The following is a 16,948-nucleotide window of genomic DNA, read 5'->3' as shown; positions in this document are numbered from 1 at the left end:
CGGAGCGGCCGCACATGTCCCAAGAAGCACGTTATGATACTCACTTCTCGAGCCCGGCGGACGTCGAGGAGTTCGTCGCGGTGCTCGAGCGATTCGAGCGCGGCGAGATCTCGTCGGAGGACTTCCGGACGTTCCGGCTGAAGCGCGGGGTGTACGGCCAGCGGCAGATGGACGTCAACATGCTGCGGGTCAAGTTCCCCGGCGGCATCATGAGCGCGGCCCAGCTGCGCACCGCGGCCGGGGTGGCCCGCGAGTACACGCAGTATCACAAGGGCCACATCACCACCCGGCAGAACATCCAGTTCCACTTCGTCAAGCTGGCCGACATGCCCGCGGTGATGGGCCGCTTCGACCTCACCGGCGCGACCACCCGCGAGGCCTGCGGCAACACCGTCCGCAACGTCACCGGCTGCCCGTACGCCGGCATCAGCGCCACCGAGGCCTACGACATCACCCCGTACATGCACGCGCTCGTGCGGATGTGCCTGCGCGAGGAGTGGGCCAACAACCTGCCGCGCAAGTTCAAGATGGCCTTCGAGGGCTGCACCCACGAGGACCACGCGCAGACGGCCATCAACGACATCGGCTTCCGCGCCAAGCTCAGGGACGGCGTGCGCGGCTTCGAGGTGTTCGTCGCCGGCGGCCTGTCGACCACCCCGCGCCCGGCCTATCGCCTGCACGAATTCATCCCGGCCGACGAGATGCTGGCGCGCGCCGAGGCGATCATCCGCGTGTTCGACAAGCACGGCAACCGCAAGAACCGCGCCCGCGCCCGCCTCAAGTACGTCATGAAGAACCTCGGCGAGCAGGGCTTCGTCGCGGCCTACGAGGAGGAGGTCGCCAAGCTCGTCGCCGCCGGCACGCTGCAGCGGCCGATCGAGCTGCCGCCCGAGGAGACCGCGCCGGCGTGGAACGACCGCGCCCTGGCCGGCCCGCGCGCGGCCGACGACGACCCGCAGTACAAGGAGTGGCTGCGCACCGTCGACCCGCAGAAGCAGCCCGGCTTCGCCGCAGTCACGATCAAGCTCGACCGCGGCGACATCGCGGCCGACCAGTTCGACCAGCTCGCCGACCTCGCCGAGACCTTCACCGACGGCACCCTGCGGGCCGGCAACCGCCAGAACCTCATCGTCCGCTGGGTCCGCACCGAGTACCTGCCGCACCTGTTCAGCGCGCTGCAGCAGATCGGCCTCGCCGAGCTCGGCTCCAACACGATCCACGACGTCGTCAGCTGCCCCGGCGCCGACAGCTGCAACCTCGCGGTCACGCACAGCATGAGCCTGGCCAAGCACCTCACGCGCTTCCTCAAGAGCCCCGGCAGGTCGGCCGACAGCGTCGAGCTGGCCCGCTCCGCCGACATCAAGATCTCCGGCTGCCCCAACTCGTGCGGCCAGCACCACGTCGCCGCGATCGGCTTCCACGGCACCGTGCGTCACGTCGGCGAGGGCAAGCAGGTCCCCGAGTACCAGCTCCACCTCGGCGGCGGCTTCGACGCCGACGGCGTGCAGTTCGGCCGCCACATCGTCAAGATCCCCGCTCGCCGCGCCGGCGAGGCGCTGCTCCGCCTGCTCGACCTCTACCGCGACGAGCGCGAAGACGGCGAGGACGCGCGCGCGTTCTTCCGCCGCGTCGCCAAGGAGGACGTCGTCGAGGCCCTCGGCGACGCGCTGCTCGACAGCCAGTTCACCAACCTCCGCGACGACGACATCTTCGACCTCGGCCAGGAGCGCACCTTCGACGTCGCCATCGGCCGCGGCGAATGTGCCGCCTGACCCGGGCCTGCGCGAATCACCGCGTCCGGCGGCGCTTCGGGTCCGTTCGCGCCGTCCTCGAGCTTCCGGGTCGCGCGGCGCGGCGCAGGCGGGCGGCGAGCTCGCGGGCCTTGTCGAGGAGCTCCGGCGGCTCCTCGATCTCGAAGTCCTCTCCGACGAGCGCGAGGTGCATCGCCAGCACGTCGAGAGAATGCGCGCCCGACTCGAGCACGCAGCGATCCGCTCCGAGCGCCGCGAGGAAGCCCGCGAGCGGCGGGACCCGCTCGGCGATCGTGGCGGCCGGCGCGTGGAAGACGACGCGCGCGCGGAACGAGTAGGGACGCGTCGCCAGCGAGCGCGACACGTACGCAGCGATGTCTTCGCCCGGGACCTTGCGCGGGGAGAAGCGCCGGCCGAGCTCGATGTCGCCCTCGATGCGATCCACCCGAAACGTGCGCCAGTCGGCGCGCGCCTCGTCCCACGCGACGAGGTACCAGCGCGCACCGGTGTGCACGAGGCCGTGCGGCTCGATCGTCCGCGCGGTCGGGCGCCCGCCTCGGTCCGTGTAGCGGAGCTCGGCCTGCCGGTGATCGCGACAGGCGGTGGCGAGGCGCGAGAGGACCTGCGGCCGCACGACTGGCCCGGTCCAGTAGAGCGGCGCCACCACCGAGTACAGCTCGGCGACGCGAGTTCTGATCCGCGCGGGCAGCACCTGATCGAGCTTGGCCAGCGCACGCAGGGCGGCCTCCTGCGCGCCGGCCACCGATCCCGACGCGGCGGTGCGCAGACCGAGCGCGACGGCCAGCGCCTCCTCATCGTCGAGGAGCAGCGGGGGCAGCGACGCGCCCGCGCCGAGCTGATACCCGCCGGCCACCCCCGTGCTCGAGTGCACCGGATATCCGAGCGCACGCAGTCGCTCGACGTCGCGACGCACCGTCCGCTGCGTGACCTCCAGACGTTCGGCAAGGTCCGCGCCGGTCCAGAACCCACGCGCCTGCAACAGTCCGAGCAGCCGTAGGAGTCGAGCGGAGGCCTCGAGCATGGCCACGAGGATAGCCGTTCATTGAGGACAGGACCTGTCCTCAATTGGTCGTAGCCTCGCCACATGTCCATCCTCCTGTATGCCGCACCCATGTCCAGCGCGACCCCCGTCGTGCACGCCCTCGCCGAGCTCGACGTACCGCACGAGCGCGTGTCGCTCGATCTGTCCGCCGGCGACCAGCGCAGGCCCGAGTTTCTCGCGCTCAACCCCAACGGCAAGGTGCCCACCCTCGTCGTCGACGGCACGCCGATGTTCGAGGCGCTTGCGATCATCACGTGGCTCGGCGAGAGCTTCGGGGTCGCGCGCGGTCTGTGGCCCGCCGCGGACGCACCGGAGCGGCTCGAGGCGATGTCGTGGGCGACGTGGGGGTACGTGACGTTCACGCCCGCGATCGCGCGCCTCAACTACGCGACGAGCGATCGCGTCCCCCGAGAGCTGCACAGCCCCGCGATGGCCGAGCACACCCATCGCGAGCTCCAGGCGCTGCTCGGCCTGGTCGACCAGCGGCTGGCGACACGCCGCTACTTGCTCGGCGACGCGTTCACGCTGGTGGACCTGATCGTGGCCAGCGCGATCACCTACTCGACCTTCTGCGGCGTGCCGGTGGCCGACCACCCGCACGTGAAGGACTGGCTGCGGCGCTTCCAGGAGCGGCCCACGTACCGCCGCGCCTGGGGAGTCGCGGCGGCTTGATCCTGGCGCGCGAGCTCCGCGACATCACCGCGGGGTGATGCCCATCCCGTCTCCGGGCGAGCGGCGCGCTCGACTGTCCCGAGAGACATCTCCGCCCGTCGCTCACTCCTGCTCGAAGATCGGCGGCTCGACCTGCACCGGCGCCGACACCGGCTCGAGCGGCGGCGGCTCGATGAAGCCGAACAGCTCGCGCTGCGGCGGGTAGGCGCGCGGCTGCCGGCGCTGCAGCTCGGCCCCGCAGAACTCGACCGACGGGTCGGTGTACGCGAACATCGCCGACCGCTGCCAGCAGTACTCGAACGCCTGCGTCGCCGCGGCCGCGATCGGCCCCGTCGAGTCGGCGAGCGCGCCGCAGTAGGCCTTGATCGCCGCGTCCGACTTCAGGCCCGCGGGCACCTCGGCGGCCATCAGCGTGTCGACCTGCGTCTGCGAGACGACGCCGAGCCGCGCGGCCGCGGCGAACATCCCGCGGGCGCTGCGCTTGCGCGCCGCCACCTTCTCGTAGCGGCGGTTCAGGTCGTTCATGCGCTCCTGCGACTTCCCCCAGTAGTCGAGGAAGCGCCGCGTCGAGTCCTCCGACCTGCGCTTCTGCTCGGCGAAGATCTTGCGGTCGCGCGCGTCGTCCGAGGACGCGCGCCAGTCCTCGCGAAAGAAGCTCAGGTCGGCCGGAGGACGCACCGCGAGCGCCTCCTCGAGCCTGGCGTCGGCGAGGATGAGTTCGGCCTGGTCGAGCACCTCGTCGACCTTCGCGCGCAGCCATGGGTCCTCGACCGGCGGCAAGATCTCGCCGAGCGCCACCGCCTCGCGCAGGCGTCGCTGCGCCGACTCGGCCAGCTTGCGGTCGCGCGGGTGCACCGTGACCGCCTGCGCCGCCGGCCCCGCGCACGTCACTTTCGGCGCCTTGCCGCTCTTCGGCGCGTCGGGTGCGGCCGGCTTCACGCTGACGCACAGGTCCATCAGCCCGTCCTTCAGCTTGCACGCGCGCCGCCACTCGATCGCCGCGAACGTCACCTCGGCGACGATCCGCCGCGCCGGCCCGCCCTTGCTGCCGTGGCGCTGGAGGTAGCCGGCCGCGTGCGCCTGCCTGGCCTGGTCGTCGGGCAATGTCTTCGGGAGCAGGTCGGCGCGGGCCCAGTAGATCATGGCGAGGCGCTGCGGATCCTTGCCGGCGTACAGCTTCTCCATCCGCTCGGCCAGCTCGAGCGCCCGCTTGTCGTGCCCGAGCTGCGCGCGCAGCACGAACGCCTCCTGCAGCAGATCGAGCGCCTCCGGCTCGCCCGGCCAGCGCTCGGCGTACCGCTCCATCGCCGCCGCCGCCTTCTCGAACGCGAGCGTCGCCCGGTGGTGGCGCACCAGGGCCAGCGTCGCCACCCGGGCCGTCGGCTCGGCGGAGAACTTCTCCACCAGCCGCTCGCGCGTCGCCACCATCGCCTCGTACTCGCCCGCGGCCTCGTGGCAGCGCGCCGCCAGCTCGAGCGCCTCGACCGTGCGCGCGTGCCTGTCGCCGAGCCGCTGCGCCAGCTCCGTCAGCGTCACCGCGCACTCGTGCCCGCGCGCCGGGTCGCCCGACTGGGCGACCTTCGCCGCCTCGTTGTACGCCTCGGCCTCCGCCGGCGTCAGCGGCTCGGCCGCCAGCGCCAGCCCGGCGACCGCCATGCTGCCCAGTAGCGCCGCGATCACGCCCGCGACCTCTTCAGCGCCGCCGCCGGCGGACCAGCAGCAGCAACCCGGCGAGCAGCCAAGACCTGTCCTTCCAGTCATCCTGACCCGAAGAACATGTGCACCCGCGCTCCGCGAAGTCGCCGCCGTCGGCGCCCGCGCCGGTCTCGTCGCCCGTGCCGTCGCCGGTGTCGTCACCGGTGGGATCGACCGGCCCCGGCCCGGGTACCGGCGGGGCGGGCTGCGGCTGCGGCTGCGGCTGCGGCTCGGGCGGCGGTGGTTCGGGTTCGGGCGGCGGCTCGGGCGGCGGCGGCTCGGGTTCGGGCTCCGGTTCGGGCGGCGGTGGTTCCGGCTCCGGCTGCGGCCCCGGGAACGGCCCCTCGTCGAACGGCTGGCCGCACACCGCGCTCCACGAGCCGACCGCGGTCGTCGAACAGCCGTCGCTCCACGTGCTCTGCGGATCCTCGAGATCGCCGGGGAAGCCGCCGCAGCTGGCCGTCGGGGCCCAGTTGTTGGCCGTGTCGAAGCACGGCGACAGGTCGACGCCGACCGAGCCCTCGAGCCAGTCCATGTTCGGCCAGAAGATCTCGTACACCGTGCCGAGCCCGCAGATCTCGCCGTCCGGCCCGGGGAACGAGTCGGGGTGCAGCGTCGAGGCCGCGCCGACGAGCCGCCATGTCCCATCGGACATGCGCGCAAAGGCAGGTCCGCCGGAGTCGCCGAAGCACCCGCCCTGGTCGGGCCCGATCATGATCACCTCGTTGTCGTCGACCGACACTTGGGTGATCGTCTGGGTGGTGAAGCGTTTCTTGCCGGCGCCGGTGGGCAGCGGGTTGCCCTCGGGGTCGAGCGTCGCGTTGGTCGCGCCGAAGCCGACGATCGTCACCTGCGAGTCGAGCAGCGCCTCGGTCTCGCAGCCCATGATCAGCGGCACCACCGGCACCTCGGGGACCGCCTTGGCCAGGGTGCAGAACGCGAGGTCGTTGGAGGTCACGCCCGGGTCCCACTCCGGGTGCGTCGCGCACTCGAGCACCGGCACCACGCGCACCGGCGCGTCGACGTCCTCGCCGAACAGCACGCTGCCCGGCGTGGCCCACGACGTCGCCGGGTCCATGCAGTGGGCCGCGAACGCGACCACGCTCGGATGGACCAGAGTGCCGGTACAAAACAGCTGGCCGGTGTCGCGGTCGAGCATCGCCACCGCGCTCGGGAAGTCGCACTCGCCCGCCTCGAGCCCGTTGAAGATCGGCAGCTGCGGCGGCGGGACGTCGCTCAGTTCGCCGGCGACCGCCGGGCCCGAAGCCAGCGCCACGAGCCCGCAGACCGCCACCGTCACAGGTGCACGCATGGCCGCAGGCTCCCACCCCGGCGAGGCGTGCGCAAGCGCGATCCCGGAGTATCATCGCGCGCGTGTACGCTCCCCTCCTCGCGCTCGGACTCGCGGCCGCGACCCCGGCTCCCGAGCCGCCCGCGAGCCCCGACACACTCGCGACCGAACCCGAGCCCACATCGCCGCCTGCTCCCGCGCCCCCCGACGTCGCGCCACCGCCCGCGAGCCCCGAGGCCCCGCCCACCAGCAACGACGTCGCGCCGACGCCCGCGGCCTCCGACCCCGCGCCGCCGCCCGCGGCCTCCGACCCCGCGCCGCCGCCCGCACCCGCCCCGACCCCCACGCGCCCGCGCTGGTGGGGCCCCGATCCGCGGCCCAAGGTCAGCGGCTACGGCGGACCGACGCTGCGGCTGTCCGGCCTGCACGGCGCGTTCGCGGCCTTCGTCGGGCTCGAGGGCGGCATCAACATCGTCCAGCGGGTGACCGTCGGCGCCACGCTGCAGTGGCTCCTCAACCCGGTCGACGCGGGAGCGTTCGCCCGCGGCGGCGCGACGCGGATCAACATCAACTACGGCGGCCTCGTCGTCGACGTCGCCTACGTGCGCGGCAAGCGGGTCGCGGGCACTCTCGGCGGCCTCCTCGGCGGCGGTGGCGGCTGCGTCCAGAACCCCGAGAACGGCCGCTGCGCCGACAAGACCGCCTTCTTCGTCGGTGAGCCGCGCGCCGGCCTGCGCGTCGTCCTGGCCCCGATCGTGCGCCTGCACCTCGCCGTCGGCTACCGCCTCGTCGCCGCCCGCACCTGGACCGGCCCGCAGAACCTCGGCGGCCCCATGGGCATGGTGATGCTCGAGTTCGGCTGGTTCTAAGGACATGCCTGAAAGGGCCTGCTGCCTCGAACATGCTCCCGCGAACATGTCCGAGTGAACATGTTTATGCGTTCTGCAGGTACTGCGCCCGCGCGGCCGCCCGCTGCAGCTCGCCGCTGGAGGTGCGCGGCAGGGCGCCCACGGGCACCTGGACCAGGGCGGCGACGCGGAGCCCGAGGGCGGCCTGGATCCGGCGGCGCAGCGTCGCGGTCATGGTGTTGAGCACCGCCGGGTCGACGGGGCGGCCCTCGGCGATCACCACCAGCTCGTCGGTCAGCTTGCCGGGGCGCGCCAGCGCCACCACCTTGCCCGCGCAGATCCCCGGCACCCGCGCCGCCTCGCGCTCGATCGGCTGCGGGTCGTAGCTGCAGCCGTGCACGACGATCACGTCGTCGACCCGGCCCGTCACGTACAGCCGGCCCTCGGCCAGGTAGCCGCGCAGACCCGTGCGCCGTCCGGCCGGGTCGTCGCTCGGGCCGCACACCACCACCTCGCCGACCTCGCGCTCGCCGAGCGGCTCGCCGGCGCGGTCGACCACCTCGACCCGGTGCCCCGGCAGGGGCCGGCCGCGGGCCACGAACTCGAGGGCTTTTCGCGGCATGTCCCCCAGGACATGTCCGATGGGCGCGGCGAAGCCGTCGCGGCTGTAGGCCTCGGGCGCGACGCGGTCGACCCGCAGCGGCTGGCCGGGCGTCTCGCTGGCCGCGGCGCCGAAGCAGGGCACCAGCGTGCGCGGGTCGAGGCCGGCGGCCGCGTGGACGTCGACGAAGGTGCGCACGGCCTCGAGCGCCAGCACGTCGCCGCCGCACACCAGCGCCCGCACGCGCCGGAGGTCGAGGCGCGGGTCGGGCCGCGCCGGCTGCTCGAGCGTCGCCGCCCCCGCGAACGTGATCGTCACTCCGAGGTTGTCGACGAGCCGCAGCCAGCGGGCGGCGTCGAATGGATCGGGGCGGGCGATCACGAAGGGCACGCGGTGGCGCAGCGGCGCGAGCACGGCCCCGAGCAGGCCCTGGTGCAGGCCGATCCAGCTGAGCACGCGATCGCCCGGTCGGGCCCGCAACGCCGCCCCGAGCAGCGCCTCGCAGGCGGCCGCCAGCGCGGCGTGGCTGTAAGGCGTGGCCCGCAGGGCGACCTGGCCGCCGCCGCTGAACTGCACCAGCGCGAGGTCGTCGGCGCGGAAGCTGTCCGGGTCGGGCAGGAACGCCCCGCCGAGCGGGTGCTCGCCGAGGTCGTCGACCATCAGCTCGCGCGCGCCGGGCAACGCGGGCAGCGGGCCGCGCGTCGGCGACGGCCGGATCACCCGGTGCGCCCCGCTCGCGCGCACGACCTGCAGCGCGCCCGCGGCCCACGCCTCCGCCGATCCGCCCGCGGGGTCGGCGAGGGCGATCGGCACCGCCCCCGCGCGCAGCGCCGCGAGTGTCGCAACGACCATGTACTCCGGGTCAGGTGCCGCGATCGCCAGCCGCTCGCCGCGACCGACCCCGCGGGCCACCAGTCGCGCCGCGAAGCCCTCGACCGCGGCGACCAGCTCGGCGAAGCTGCGGATCTGCGTGTCCCCGTCGTCGCCGATGACGACGAGCCCGGGGAGATCGCATCCGCGCAGCGCGACGAGCGAGTGGACGAGGGTCGACACGCACATCCTGAGCGACGCGAGGTGCCGACTCGGATGACGCCGTCGCGCTGGAGTCGACGCGCGCGCCATGGAGCCGGCTCACCTGGCCAGGACCTGCGCCGGTCGCCCGGCCGGAGTGGTACGGTGGCGACACGTGTTGTTGCTGACGCAGGCGCCCGATCCCCTGCCGGACGACGGCGACGACATCGTCGCCTCGACCCGCGCCGCGCGGCTCGCGGGCTTTACGGCGTTGCACTTGCCCCCCGACGCCGACCATCGCGGCGACCTGCTCGCGCCCATCGCCGAGCTCGCCGTGCGTGAGCGCCGCGAACCCGCCGTGTGGGTCGGCACGATCCCCGAACCCGCCACCTATCGCGCCGTTTACGCGGCTCTGCGCGACCGCGGCGTCGACCTCGTCAACGACCCCGATCAGCACCTCGGCGTGATGGAGCTCGACCAAGCTTATCCGCGGCTCGCCGACCTCACACCGGGGAGCGTCGTCGTCACCGAGCTCGATCACGTTCATCGAGACTTGTTGCGAGTCAGTCCTCGGATAGCGCGGAGAGCAAGGGACGCACGAACCGATCGAAGCCGTCTACCGCCGCCTGCAATGTCATGTCGAGCGCGACCGCCTTCTCTCTGCGCATGGCCGCCCAACTGACCTCCCACTTCCTACCCCCTGAGCTCCGTGCGCATGTCGTCGAGCACCATGAGATCCGGCCTCGTCCCGCGGCGCTCGAACGTGGCGCGCAGGGACGCGAGGAGGTCCTCCGGTACGCTTTGGGCCCCGGTCAGGGTCACGACGTCGAGGATGTCCTTCAGCCGATGCTCGATGGCGGGGAACTTGGCGACGATGGTCTCGATCTTCTCGGCGAGCACGGGCCCGAGCGGATACGCGTAAACCCGGGGCGGCGGATCCCCGCTCAAGAACGACTTGAGCTCGATGTGTCGCGGGTCCGGGATCACCGCATCACCGAAACCGATGTCGATCTTCAGGTCGACCACGACATTGCCGACTTCGGCTCGGATCCACACCGTCACCCCTTCGTAGCCTTCGAGCTCGCGCCTGGCGATCTCCGCCCGCACCCCGTCCGGCTCGAAGAGGATACCGTCGTCGACCTTCACCGCGACGACCTCCCGGAACTTCTGCCGGATCGCGTCCGGCTTGGCGGGAGCATGTTTGCACAGCATGTCGATGTCTCGCGTAAAGCGATGAGGATTCTCCAGGAAGTTGGCGACGAGTAGACCGCCCTTCAGGTAGAACCTCTTGGCGTGCCTACTCCTCCCGAGCCGGTAGAGGAGGCGGTCCATGGCGTAGGCGGTGAACCCGTCTTCTCGCAACAATTGCAGCTCGCGTCCGCGGTTCGCCACCCGCTGACTCACCGACTTGCTCCGTTCGTTCGTCGAACTCATCTCAACACCAGCCCCTGTAGCAGAGGATCGATTTTTCTGCGGATGTCGAGGCGACGTGCGAGCCGGGCGAACACGGGGATCCGAAAATCCTGGGCCGAGGCCCTTCGGCGCAACGCCTCGAGCGCGTACTCCCCAGGGATGTGCTTCGGGTAGCGGAACAGATCGAGCACCGTGCGATCGGGCCCCGTGATTCGGACGGCGACTCCGTGTACTTGTACGGCGATGATGCCGTTGTCGGCGTCATGCGCTCGGTCAATGAAGCGCTCGCTCGTCTGGATCGCATGGACAGGGTGTGTTCGGCTACGGGGCGGCGAACTTCCCTTCGGGACGTACAACCACGTGCCGCGCTCGAATGCATCGGTCAGACCCTCGTAGATCGCGGCCGTCAGGAGGCAGGCGACTGCCTCCGAGCTCCGAAGGGTCCATGCTGCCGCTTCTACCAGTGGATGCAACTTGTGTTGCGCACCGATGTACACGCCGACAATGATCCGCCGAAGAACCCCGCTCCGCTCCGCGTAGGCCATCGACTCCGGCGGGGCTTCAAGTTCTGACGGCTGCAGCAACCGGTCCTCGGCTGCCAGTTCCCGAATGCGCGACTGGGTCGTTCGCTCCGTCAATACAAAATTTGTAAACTATGCGCCCCAGAGTAGACAAAATTTGGAGACCCCGACCCGGCAGCTTGATGGCCGGGAAAACTCACACCCATTGAGTGTTCTCATGTTAACTCCCTAGAATTTCACAAAAAATCTCACGCTCAGAATCGAGCGAGATCCAAAATTTGTCTACTCTCTGCCCCAGAGTAGACAAATTTTGGATCTCCTCCGGCGCGCGCGTCGTCCGCGCTTGGCAGCTCTTCAGGCCAGGTGCTTCGGCGCGTCGTCGAGGTAGAACGTCCCCGACTTGACCAGCACCGCGCGGCCCGTGAGGAGGACGCGGTCGCCGTGCAGCGCGCAGGTCAGCTCGCCGCCGCGGCGGGACACCTGGCGGGCGCGCAGCACTGCCTTGCCGAGGCGGGGGGCCCACAGCGGGGCCAGCGTGCAGTGGGCCGAGCCGGTGACCGGGTCTTCGGGGATGCCCTGCGCCGGGGCGAAGAAGCGCGACACGAAGTCGACGTCCGCGTCGGGTTCGCCGCCCGGGGCGGTGGCCATCACCGCGAACACGCCGGGCAGCCGGCCGATCGCGGCGAGGTCGGGTTGCAGCGCGCGGACCTCGGTGGCGCTGGCGTACACGACCACCACGTCGCGCGCCTTGAGCAGCTCGAGCGGCCGTCCGCCGAGCGCCTTCGCTATCTCATCGGACATGTCCCTTGAAACAGCCGGCCGCGACGGCAGGTCGAGGGTGAAGTCCTCACCGTCGCGGGCGACGTCGAGCGGGCCCGAGAGCGTCCAGAAGCGCAGGCGGGTCGGCGCGCCGGCGCGCAGTCGCGAGTGGACGAACGCGGTGGCGAGGGTGGCGTGGCCGCAGAGATCGACCTCGACCTCCGGCGTGAACCAGCGCAGGTCGAAGTCGTCCGTGCCGGGGCGGGGCACGTAGAAGGCGGTCTCCGACAGCGCGTTCTCGGCCGCGATCTGCTGCAGCGTCGCGTCGGGCAACCACGCGCGCAGCGGACACACCGCGGCCGGGTTGCCGGCGAAGCGTCGGTCGGTGAAGGCATCGACGTGGAAGCAGGCGATCTCGGTCACGCCGGCCAATCTACCCGAGCGCCCGCAGCCCGTCATACTGAGCTTCGTGGAGTCTCGCTCGCCCATGCGGATCGCCGTCGAGTCGCTCGCCGAGGCCCGCGCGGCCGCAGGCGCCGGCGACCTCGCGCGCGCCCTCGACCTCGTCGACGACGGCCTCGCCGCGCTCGGCCCCCACTACCAGCGTTCCGGCCTGATCGACGACTCGGGCCTCAAGCTCACCCTCGCGGCCGCGCGCCGCCGCCAGGGCGACGCCGCGGGCGCGTTCGCGGCGATGGAGCGCGTCCTGGAGGATCGGATCGCCTCCTACGAGGGTCGCAGCGGGGATGCCTCCTGATCGCCGCGCCGCCGCGGATGTGCTGTCATCGTCGCCATGTCGGACAAGCCGCTCGAACCGATGACCAAGTGGTGCCGCCTGTCCCTCACGGCCGCCGTGCTCGCGGTCGTGCCGGTGGTCGCGGTGACGATCCGCCTCGCCCTCAACGACCTCTTCACCGGCGCGGGCATCCTCGGCGACGTCGTCTCGTCGCTGGTCGAGCTCACCCTGCTGTGCGTGCCCCTCGCCCTGCCGCTCGGCCTCGCCGCGATCTGGCGCCACGCCACCGGCCCGCGCCGCCCCGGCCTCGCGCTCGCGCTGCTCGCCACGGTGATCGCGGGCGCCGAGCTGGCCTTCCTCGTGAAGCTCGCCAACGCCGAGTTCTGAGTTTCCCACCGGCGAACACGAGCGCGATGATTCTCGCTGCCCTCCGGCGACAACACGTGCGGCGTGCAGTCCGGAACGCGGTGGAGCCGTCGCGGCCGCTCGGCTCGGCGCGTAGGAACGTAGCAGCGGGGCCGCCTCCTGATCGCCTCACAGCCGCGGATGTGCTTCTATCCAAGGCATGTCGAGCGAGCAGTCCCAATTGAGGGCGAATTGTTGTCGCTTGTCCTTCACGGCCACGGTGCTCGCGGTCGTGCCCATCGTCGCGGTGGCGAGCCACCTCGTCTTCCTCCCGCTGTTCGCCGCCACGGGCGAGGCCGGCGAGGCCGTCTCGAAGATGTTCATGTGCACCCTGCTGGGCGTGCCCCTCGCCGTGCTGCTCGGCCTCGCCGCCATGTTGCGCCACGCCATCCGTCCGCGCCGCCGCCCCGGCCTCGGCCTCGCCGTGTTCGCCACCCTGCTCGCGAGCGCCGAGCTCGCCCTGCTCGTGTGGCTGGCCGCTCAGTACTGAAACTCGGGCCGATCGTCGCAGGCGCGAGCTCGCGGAGCGGATATCCGCCGGCGCGACGCCTTCAGCGCGCCTCGAAGCACTCGCGGCCCGACCCGCAGCGCTCGGGCACGCTGAGGTCGCCGTCGGGTCCGGTCACGAATTGCGTGCGCAGGCAGTGGTAGTGGCTCGAGCGGCTGGTGCTGAACGCGTCGGGCGTGTCGCGCCCGTAGACGTGCATCCCCTTGGTCCGCAGGTGCCGGCAGACCGGCTGATCGGTGTCGACGACGCGCAGATAGGTCGGCATGGCGGGCTCGCTTTCTCTCACTCCGGGAGCGGCACGCCGGCGACGCGGTGCAGCACCTCGCGGAGCAGCCCCTGGGCCAGCGGGATCTTGTAGGCGTTGTCGCGCAGCGGTCGCGCCTCGGCGAGGGCGGCCTTGGCCGCCTCGGCGAACAGCGCCGCGCTCGCGGGCTTGCCCTCGAGCGCGGCCTCGGCCTCGCGGCTGCGCCAGGGGATCGGCGCCACGTGGCCGAGGACCACGCGCACGTCGGTCATCACACCTGACTGAAGGGACATCTTGACCGCGGCCTCGGCCATCGGCCAGTCGTGCGACTGCTTCTCCTTGACCGCCGCGTAGCCCGAGCGCTGGTCGTCGCCCGCCTTCGGCAAGATCGCCCGCACCAGCACCTCGCCGGGCTCGAGCGTGTGCTCGCGCCTGGCGTCCTGCTTCGGCGTCAGGAACAGCTCGCCGATGGCGATCGTGCGCGCCTCGGCCCCGCGGACCTCGACCTGCGCGTCGAGGGCCGTGAGCGCGCAGGCCAGCGTCGACGGGTGGACGATGAAGCTCGGCCCGCCGCCGAGGATCGCGTGGAACTTGTTCTCGCCGCTGACGGCCAGGCACGCCGTGCCGCCCTTCTTCAGGCACACCAGGTCGGCGTGGCGGAAGTACCAGCAGCGCGGCCGCTGCAGCAGGTTGCCGCCGAGCGTCGCCGCGTTGCGGATCGTCGGCGTCGCCGCCGAGCCGGCCGCCTCGCGCAGCGCCGCCCGGGCCGCGCCGAAGCCCTCGTGCGCGGCCAGCTGCGCCAGCGTCACCAGGGCGCCGACCTGCATCCCGTCGCCCGCCGGCCCGAGCGCGCGCATCAGCTCGCCGGTCTCGTCGGCCAGCCCGCGCAGCTCGACCAGCTCGGCCGGCGCGTCGATGCCCTCCTTCATGCGGTCGATGAGGTCGATGCCGCCGGCGCGCAGCACCCCGTCCTGCGGGCGCTCGCGGGCGGCGTCTTGCGCCTCGTCCAGGCTCTTGGGGCGGCGGATCACGAACGGTCGCATGGTCGTTCCTTCAGGTGCGAAGAGACATGTCCCGAAGACTGCCTCAGCTGGCCCCGCGCGCGGGCACCACGCCGAGCGCCGCGAGCACGCGGTCGGGGGTGAGGGGGAGGTCGCGGACGGCCACGCCGAGCGCGTCGTGGACGGCGCAGGCGATCGCGGCCGCGGTCGGGATCGTCGCCGGCTCGCCGATCCCGATCGCCCCGGTGTTGTTGGCGCCGGTGTCGACCGGCGTGAACACGACGTCGATCGCGCGCGGCACGTCGCGCGCGCCGGCGATCTTGTAGGTCTCGAGGTTGGGGTTCAGCATCACCCCGCGGACGCGGTCCATGATCCGCTGCTCGGTCAGCGCGTAGCTGGTGCCGAGGATCACCCCGCCCTGCACCTGCGAGCGGGCCGTCAGCGGGTTCATCACCTTGCCGCAGTCGTGGATCGCCAGCACGCGCTCGACCGTGACCACGCCGGTCCAGGTGTCGACGCTGACCTCGGCGAACTGGACCCCGGCGATCTGGTAGCTGTTGCCGCCCATGAACTTGACCGGGTAGGCGCCGTAGGTCTCGGGCCGCGTGCCGGTGGCGACGATCGCCTCGCCCTCGATCTTCTTGCACAGCTCGGCCCACGCGATCGACTTGCTGCCCGCGCGCGCCTGTCCCTCGGACCATGTGATCTCTTCCGGCTTGCGCCCGAGCTGCTTGGCCGCCAGCGCCGTCAGCTGGGTCTTGACCGCCTCCGCCGCCGCGCGGACCGCCGGCGTCACGCTGGCCGTGGTCACGCTGCCGCCGCTGCCGACCGAGGGCCCGAGCTCGCTGTCGCCGAGGCGCACGCGCACCGCCTCGATCGGGCGCTGCAGCACCTCGGCGACGACCTGCGCGACGACCGTGGTGATGCCGCCGCCGATGTCCTGCAGGCCGTTCTTGACCTCGACGCTGCCGTCGCGCATCACGCTGACGGTGGCGACGACCGCCTTGCCGCGGCCGAAGTCGCCCCAGATCGACCCGGCCACGCCGAAGCCGCGGCGCACGCGGGCCTGCTTGTCGCGCAGCGCCGCCGCGCGCTTCTTGCCCTCGTCCCAGCCGAACTGCTTGCGGCCGAGCTCGAACTGGTGGCGGCGCACCGGGTGCTCGTCGTGGGCGAGGCGCAGGTCGAGCGGGTCGCGCTTCAGCTTCTTCGCCAGCTCGTCGAGCGCCAGCTCGAGCGCGAACGCCCCCTGCGGGTGTCCCGGCGCGCGCATCGCCGTGGCCGGCCCGGCGTGGGTGAACACGTCGTGGCTCTCGACCAGGATGTTCGGGCAGCGCGAGTACACGCCGAACGCGTTGCGCCCGACCCCCGCGCCGGTGCCGATCCCCGCGGTCCCGTGGGCGACGACGTGGATCGCCGTCAGCTGGCCGTTCGCACCTGCCCCGAGCTTCACCTGCTGGCGCGAGTCGGGGCGGTTGCCGGTGCACAGGTGCTCCTCCTTGCGGTCGAGCAGCAACCGCACCGGCGCCCCCGCCTGGCGCGCCAGCTCGCCGGCGATGAAGCCCATGCGCGAGCCCGGGGCCGAGGCGCCGAACTTGGCCCCGAAGCCGCCGCCGAGGAACTCGGTGTGCACGTGCACGTCGGTCGGCTTGAGCTCGAAGATCTCCGCGAACTCGTCGCGCACGCTGAAGATCCCCTGCGTCGAGCACCACAACGTCGCCTGCTTCGGCCCGTCCCACTGCACGACGATGCTGTGCGTCTCGAGCGCCGAGTGCGTGTGCACCTGCGTCGTGTACGTCGCCTCGTGCGAGACCTTGGCCATGCGCAGGCCCTTGTGCGCGTCGCCCTTCTTCATCGACGGCGACGTGCGGACGTTGCCGCGCTGGCCCGCGCTGCCGCCCGCGCCCGGCTCGTCGCCCTCGGTGCTGCGCTCCTCGACCTTGCCGCGGTGGACCAGCGGCGCGCCGTCCTGCATCGCCGCCGCCGTGTCGATCACGAACGCCTCCGGCTTGTACTGGACCGCGATCGCCTGCAGCGCCGCCTCGGCCTGCTCCGCCGTCTTCGCCGCCACCGCCGCGACGTCTTGCCCGGCGAAGATCATCCGCTCGCCCGGCTTGACCAGGGCCAGCGCCGCCGCCACCCCCGGCTGCGACTTCGCCGGCGCGACGTCGATCGACTCGACCAGCGCGCACGCGTGCGGGCAGCGCAGCACCGCCGCCCACAACGCGCCCTGCGGCACGATGTCGTGGGTGTACTTGGCCGCGCCCGACACCTTGAGCGGCGCCTCGACGCGCGGGTGCGGCTTGCCGACCACCTTCAGCTCGGCGCGCGCGTCCCACGGCTTCGGCTCGCCCGCCGGCAGCTGCACCTCGATGTCGCGCAGCTGCTCGGCGAACCCGACCTTGAGTGTGACCTTGCTGTCGTCCGGCACG

General features: G+C 72.2%; 17 protein-coding genes. 7 read left to right on the top strand and 10 right to left on the bottom strand.

Going from position 1 to position 16,948, the window contains the following annotated elements; genetic code table 11:
* Positions 1 to 14: 14 nt before the first annotated feature.
* Complete coding sequence (locus tag K7C98_RS09550; RefSeq protein ID WP_224191283.1) at positions 15 to 1,772, top strand: nitrite/sulfite reductase; 1,758 nt, start codon at positions 15 to 17, stop codon at positions 1,770 to 1,772.
* Between the two features lie 16 nt (positions 1,773 to 1,788).
* Here K7C98_RS09550 and K7C98_RS09545 read toward each other — a convergent pair whose 3' ends face one another.
* Positions 1,789 to 2,793, bottom strand: a complete 1,005-nt coding sequence (locus K7C98_RS09545; protein ID WP_224191282.1) for a helix-turn-helix transcriptional regulator — start codon at positions 2,791 to 2,793, stop codon at positions 1,789 to 1,791.
* A 63-nt stretch (positions 2,794 to 2,856) separates the two neighbouring features.
* Between K7C98_RS09545 and K7C98_RS09540 the strand changes: the two genes are divergently transcribed.
* Complete coding sequence (locus K7C98_RS09540) at positions 2,857 to 3,486, top strand: glutathione S-transferase family protein (RefSeq protein WP_224191281.1); 630 nt, start codon at positions 2,857 to 2,859, stop codon at positions 3,484 to 3,486.
* Positions 3,487 to 3,588: 102 nt separating this feature from the next.
* Here K7C98_RS09540 and K7C98_RS09535 read toward each other — a convergent pair whose 3' ends face one another.
* Both K7C98_RS09535 and K7C98_RS09530 read right to left on the bottom strand, forming a co-directional pair.
* Positions 3,589 to 5,166, bottom strand: coding sequence for a tetratricopeptide repeat protein (locus K7C98_RS09535; RefSeq protein ID WP_224191280.1), 1,578 nt, complete (start codon positions 5,164 to 5,166; stop codon positions 3,589 to 3,591).
* Between the two features lie 13 nt (positions 5,167 to 5,179).
* Positions 5,180 to 6,493, bottom strand: a complete 1,314-nt coding sequence (locus tag K7C98_RS09530; protein WP_224191279.1) for a S1 family peptidase — start codon at positions 6,491 to 6,493, stop codon at positions 5,180 to 5,182.
* A gap of 62 nt (positions 6,494 to 6,555) precedes the next feature.
* Between K7C98_RS09530 and K7C98_RS09525 the strand changes: the two genes are divergently transcribed.
* Positions 6,556 to 7,341, top strand: coding sequence for a hypothetical protein (locus K7C98_RS09525; RefSeq protein ID WP_224191278.1), 786 nt, complete (start codon positions 6,556 to 6,558; stop codon positions 7,339 to 7,341).
* A 64-nt stretch (positions 7,342 to 7,405) separates the two neighbouring features.
* On the opposite strand, the gene K7C98_RS09520 is transcribed toward K7C98_RS09525, so the two are convergent.
* The gene (locus K7C98_RS09520; RefSeq protein WP_224191277.1) at positions 7,406 to 8,974 is read right to left on the bottom strand and encodes an AMP-binding protein; all 1,569 of its coding nucleotides are present in this window, start codon (positions 8,972 to 8,974) and stop codon (positions 7,406 to 7,408) included.
* A 133-nt stretch (positions 8,975 to 9,107) separates the two neighbouring features.
* On the opposite strand from K7C98_RS09520, the gene K7C98_RS09515 reads away from it, so the two are divergent.
* Positions 9,108 to 9,614 carry a hypothetical protein gene (locus K7C98_RS09515; RefSeq protein WP_224191276.1) on the top strand — a complete coding sequence of 169 codons (507 nt, stop codon included), beginning with the start codon at positions 9,108 to 9,110 and terminating at the stop codon, positions 9,612 to 9,614.
* A gap of 11 nt (positions 9,615 to 9,625) precedes the next feature.
* Here the strand turns inward: K7C98_RS09515 and K7C98_RS09510 are convergent, their stop codons facing one another.
* The 3 genes from K7C98_RS09510 to K7C98_RS09500 form a co-directional block, all read right to left on the bottom strand.
* Positions 9,626 to 10,264, bottom strand: coding sequence for a nucleotidyl transferase AbiEii/AbiGii toxin family protein (locus K7C98_RS09510; RefSeq protein ID WP_224191275.1), 639 nt, complete (start codon positions 10,262 to 10,264; stop codon positions 9,626 to 9,628).
* Between the two features lie 98 nt (positions 10,265 to 10,362).
* Positions 10,363 to 10,983, bottom strand: a complete 621-nt coding sequence (locus tag K7C98_RS09505) for a type IV toxin-antitoxin system AbiEi family antitoxin domain-containing protein (protein ID WP_224191274.1) — start codon at positions 10,981 to 10,983, stop codon at positions 10,363 to 10,365.
* Between the two features lie 237 nt (positions 10,984 to 11,220).
* Positions 11,221 to 12,048 (bottom strand): PhzF family phenazine biosynthesis protein, encoded by an 828-nt coding sequence (locus K7C98_RS09500; protein ID WP_224191273.1) that lies wholly within the window; start codon positions 12,046 to 12,048, stop codon positions 11,221 to 11,223.
* A gap of 46 nt (positions 12,049 to 12,094) precedes the next feature.
* Here K7C98_RS09500 and K7C98_RS09495 point away from each other — a divergent pair, with 46 nt between their 5' ends.
* The 3 genes from K7C98_RS09495 to K7C98_RS09485 all read left to right on the top strand — a co-directional run bounded on the left by K7C98_RS09495 (position 12,095) and on the right by K7C98_RS09485 (position 13,256).
* Positions 12,095 to 12,382 carry a hypothetical protein gene (locus tag K7C98_RS09495; protein WP_224191272.1) on the top strand — a complete coding sequence of 96 codons (288 nt, stop codon included), beginning with the start codon at positions 12,095 to 12,097 and terminating at the stop codon, positions 12,380 to 12,382.
* A 36-nt stretch (positions 12,383 to 12,418) separates the two neighbouring features.
* Positions 12,419 to 12,748 (top strand): hypothetical protein, encoded by a 330-nt coding sequence (locus K7C98_RS09490; protein ID WP_224191271.1) that lies wholly within the window; start codon positions 12,419 to 12,421, stop codon positions 12,746 to 12,748.
* Positions 12,749 to 12,968: 220 nt separating this feature from the next.
* The gene (locus K7C98_RS09485) at positions 12,969 to 13,256 is read left to right on the top strand and encodes a hypothetical protein (RefSeq protein ID WP_224191270.1); all 288 of its coding nucleotides are present in this window, start codon (positions 12,969 to 12,971) and stop codon (positions 13,254 to 13,256) included.
* A gap of 61 nt (positions 13,257 to 13,317) precedes the next feature.
* On the opposite strand, the gene K7C98_RS09480 is transcribed toward K7C98_RS09485, so the two are convergent.
* Genes K7C98_RS09480 through K7C98_RS09470 form a run of 3 tightly spaced genes read right to left on the bottom strand, consistent with a single transcriptional unit; the run spans position 13,318 to position 16,947 of the window.
* Positions 13,318 to 13,539 carry a hypothetical protein gene (locus K7C98_RS09480; RefSeq protein WP_224191269.1) on the bottom strand — a complete coding sequence of 74 codons (222 nt, stop codon included), beginning with the start codon at positions 13,537 to 13,539 and terminating at the stop codon, positions 13,318 to 13,320.
* A 17-nt stretch (positions 13,540 to 13,556) separates the two neighbouring features.
* Positions 13,557 to 14,561: an FAD binding domain-containing protein gene (locus K7C98_RS09475; protein ID WP_224191268.1), complete on the bottom strand. Its 1,005-nt coding sequence runs from the start codon at positions 14,559 to 14,561 to the stop codon at positions 13,557 to 13,559.
* A 43-nt stretch (positions 14,562 to 14,604) separates the two neighbouring features.
* On the bottom strand, positions 14,605 to 16,947 hold the full coding sequence (locus K7C98_RS09470; RefSeq protein ID WP_224191267.1) for a xanthine dehydrogenase family protein molybdopterin-binding subunit: 2,343 nt from the start codon (positions 16,945 to 16,947) through the stop codon (positions 14,605 to 14,607).
* Position 16,948: the final 1 nt, after the last annotated feature.

This window comes from Nannocystis pusilla, from assembly GCF_020073745.1.
Classification (GTDB): Bacteria; Myxococcota_A; Polyangia; order Nannocystales; family Nannocystaceae; genus Nannocystis; species Nannocystis radixulma.
Note: the sequence above shows the minus strand (reverse complement) of the source record. Positions and strands in the feature narration are given on the sequence as shown.

Coding starts and splice junctions, on each gene's coding strand:
- K7C98_RS09550 (WP_224191283.1), top strand. CDS start 15: ATGTCCCAAGAAGCACGTTATGATACTCACTTCTCGAGCCCGGCGGAC.
- K7C98_RS09545 (WP_224191282.1), bottom strand. CDS start 2,793: ATGCTCGAGGCCTCCGCTCGACTCCTACGGCTGCTCGGACTGTTGCAG.
- K7C98_RS09540 (WP_224191281.1), top strand. CDS start 2,857: ATGTCCATCCTCCTGTATGCCGCACCCATGTCCAGCGCGACCCCCGTC.
- K7C98_RS09530 (WP_224191279.1), bottom strand. CDS start 6,493: ATGCGTGCACCTGTGACGGTGGCGGTCTGCGGGCTCGTGGCGCTGGCT.
- K7C98_RS09510 (WP_224191275.1), bottom strand. CDS start 10,264: ATGGACCGCCTCCTCTACCGGCTCGGGAGGAGTAGGCACGCCAAGAGG.
- K7C98_RS09490 (WP_224191271.1), top strand. CDS start 12,419: ATGTCGGACAAGCCGCTCGAACCGATGACCAAGTGGTGCCGCCTGTCC.
- K7C98_RS09480 (WP_224191269.1), bottom strand. CDS start 13,539: ATGCCGACCTATCTGCGCGTCGTCGACACCGATCAGCCGGTCTGCCGG.
- K7C98_RS09475 (WP_224191268.1), bottom strand. CDS start 14,561: ATGCGACCGTTCGTGATCCGCCGCCCCAAGAGCCTGGACGAGGCGCAA.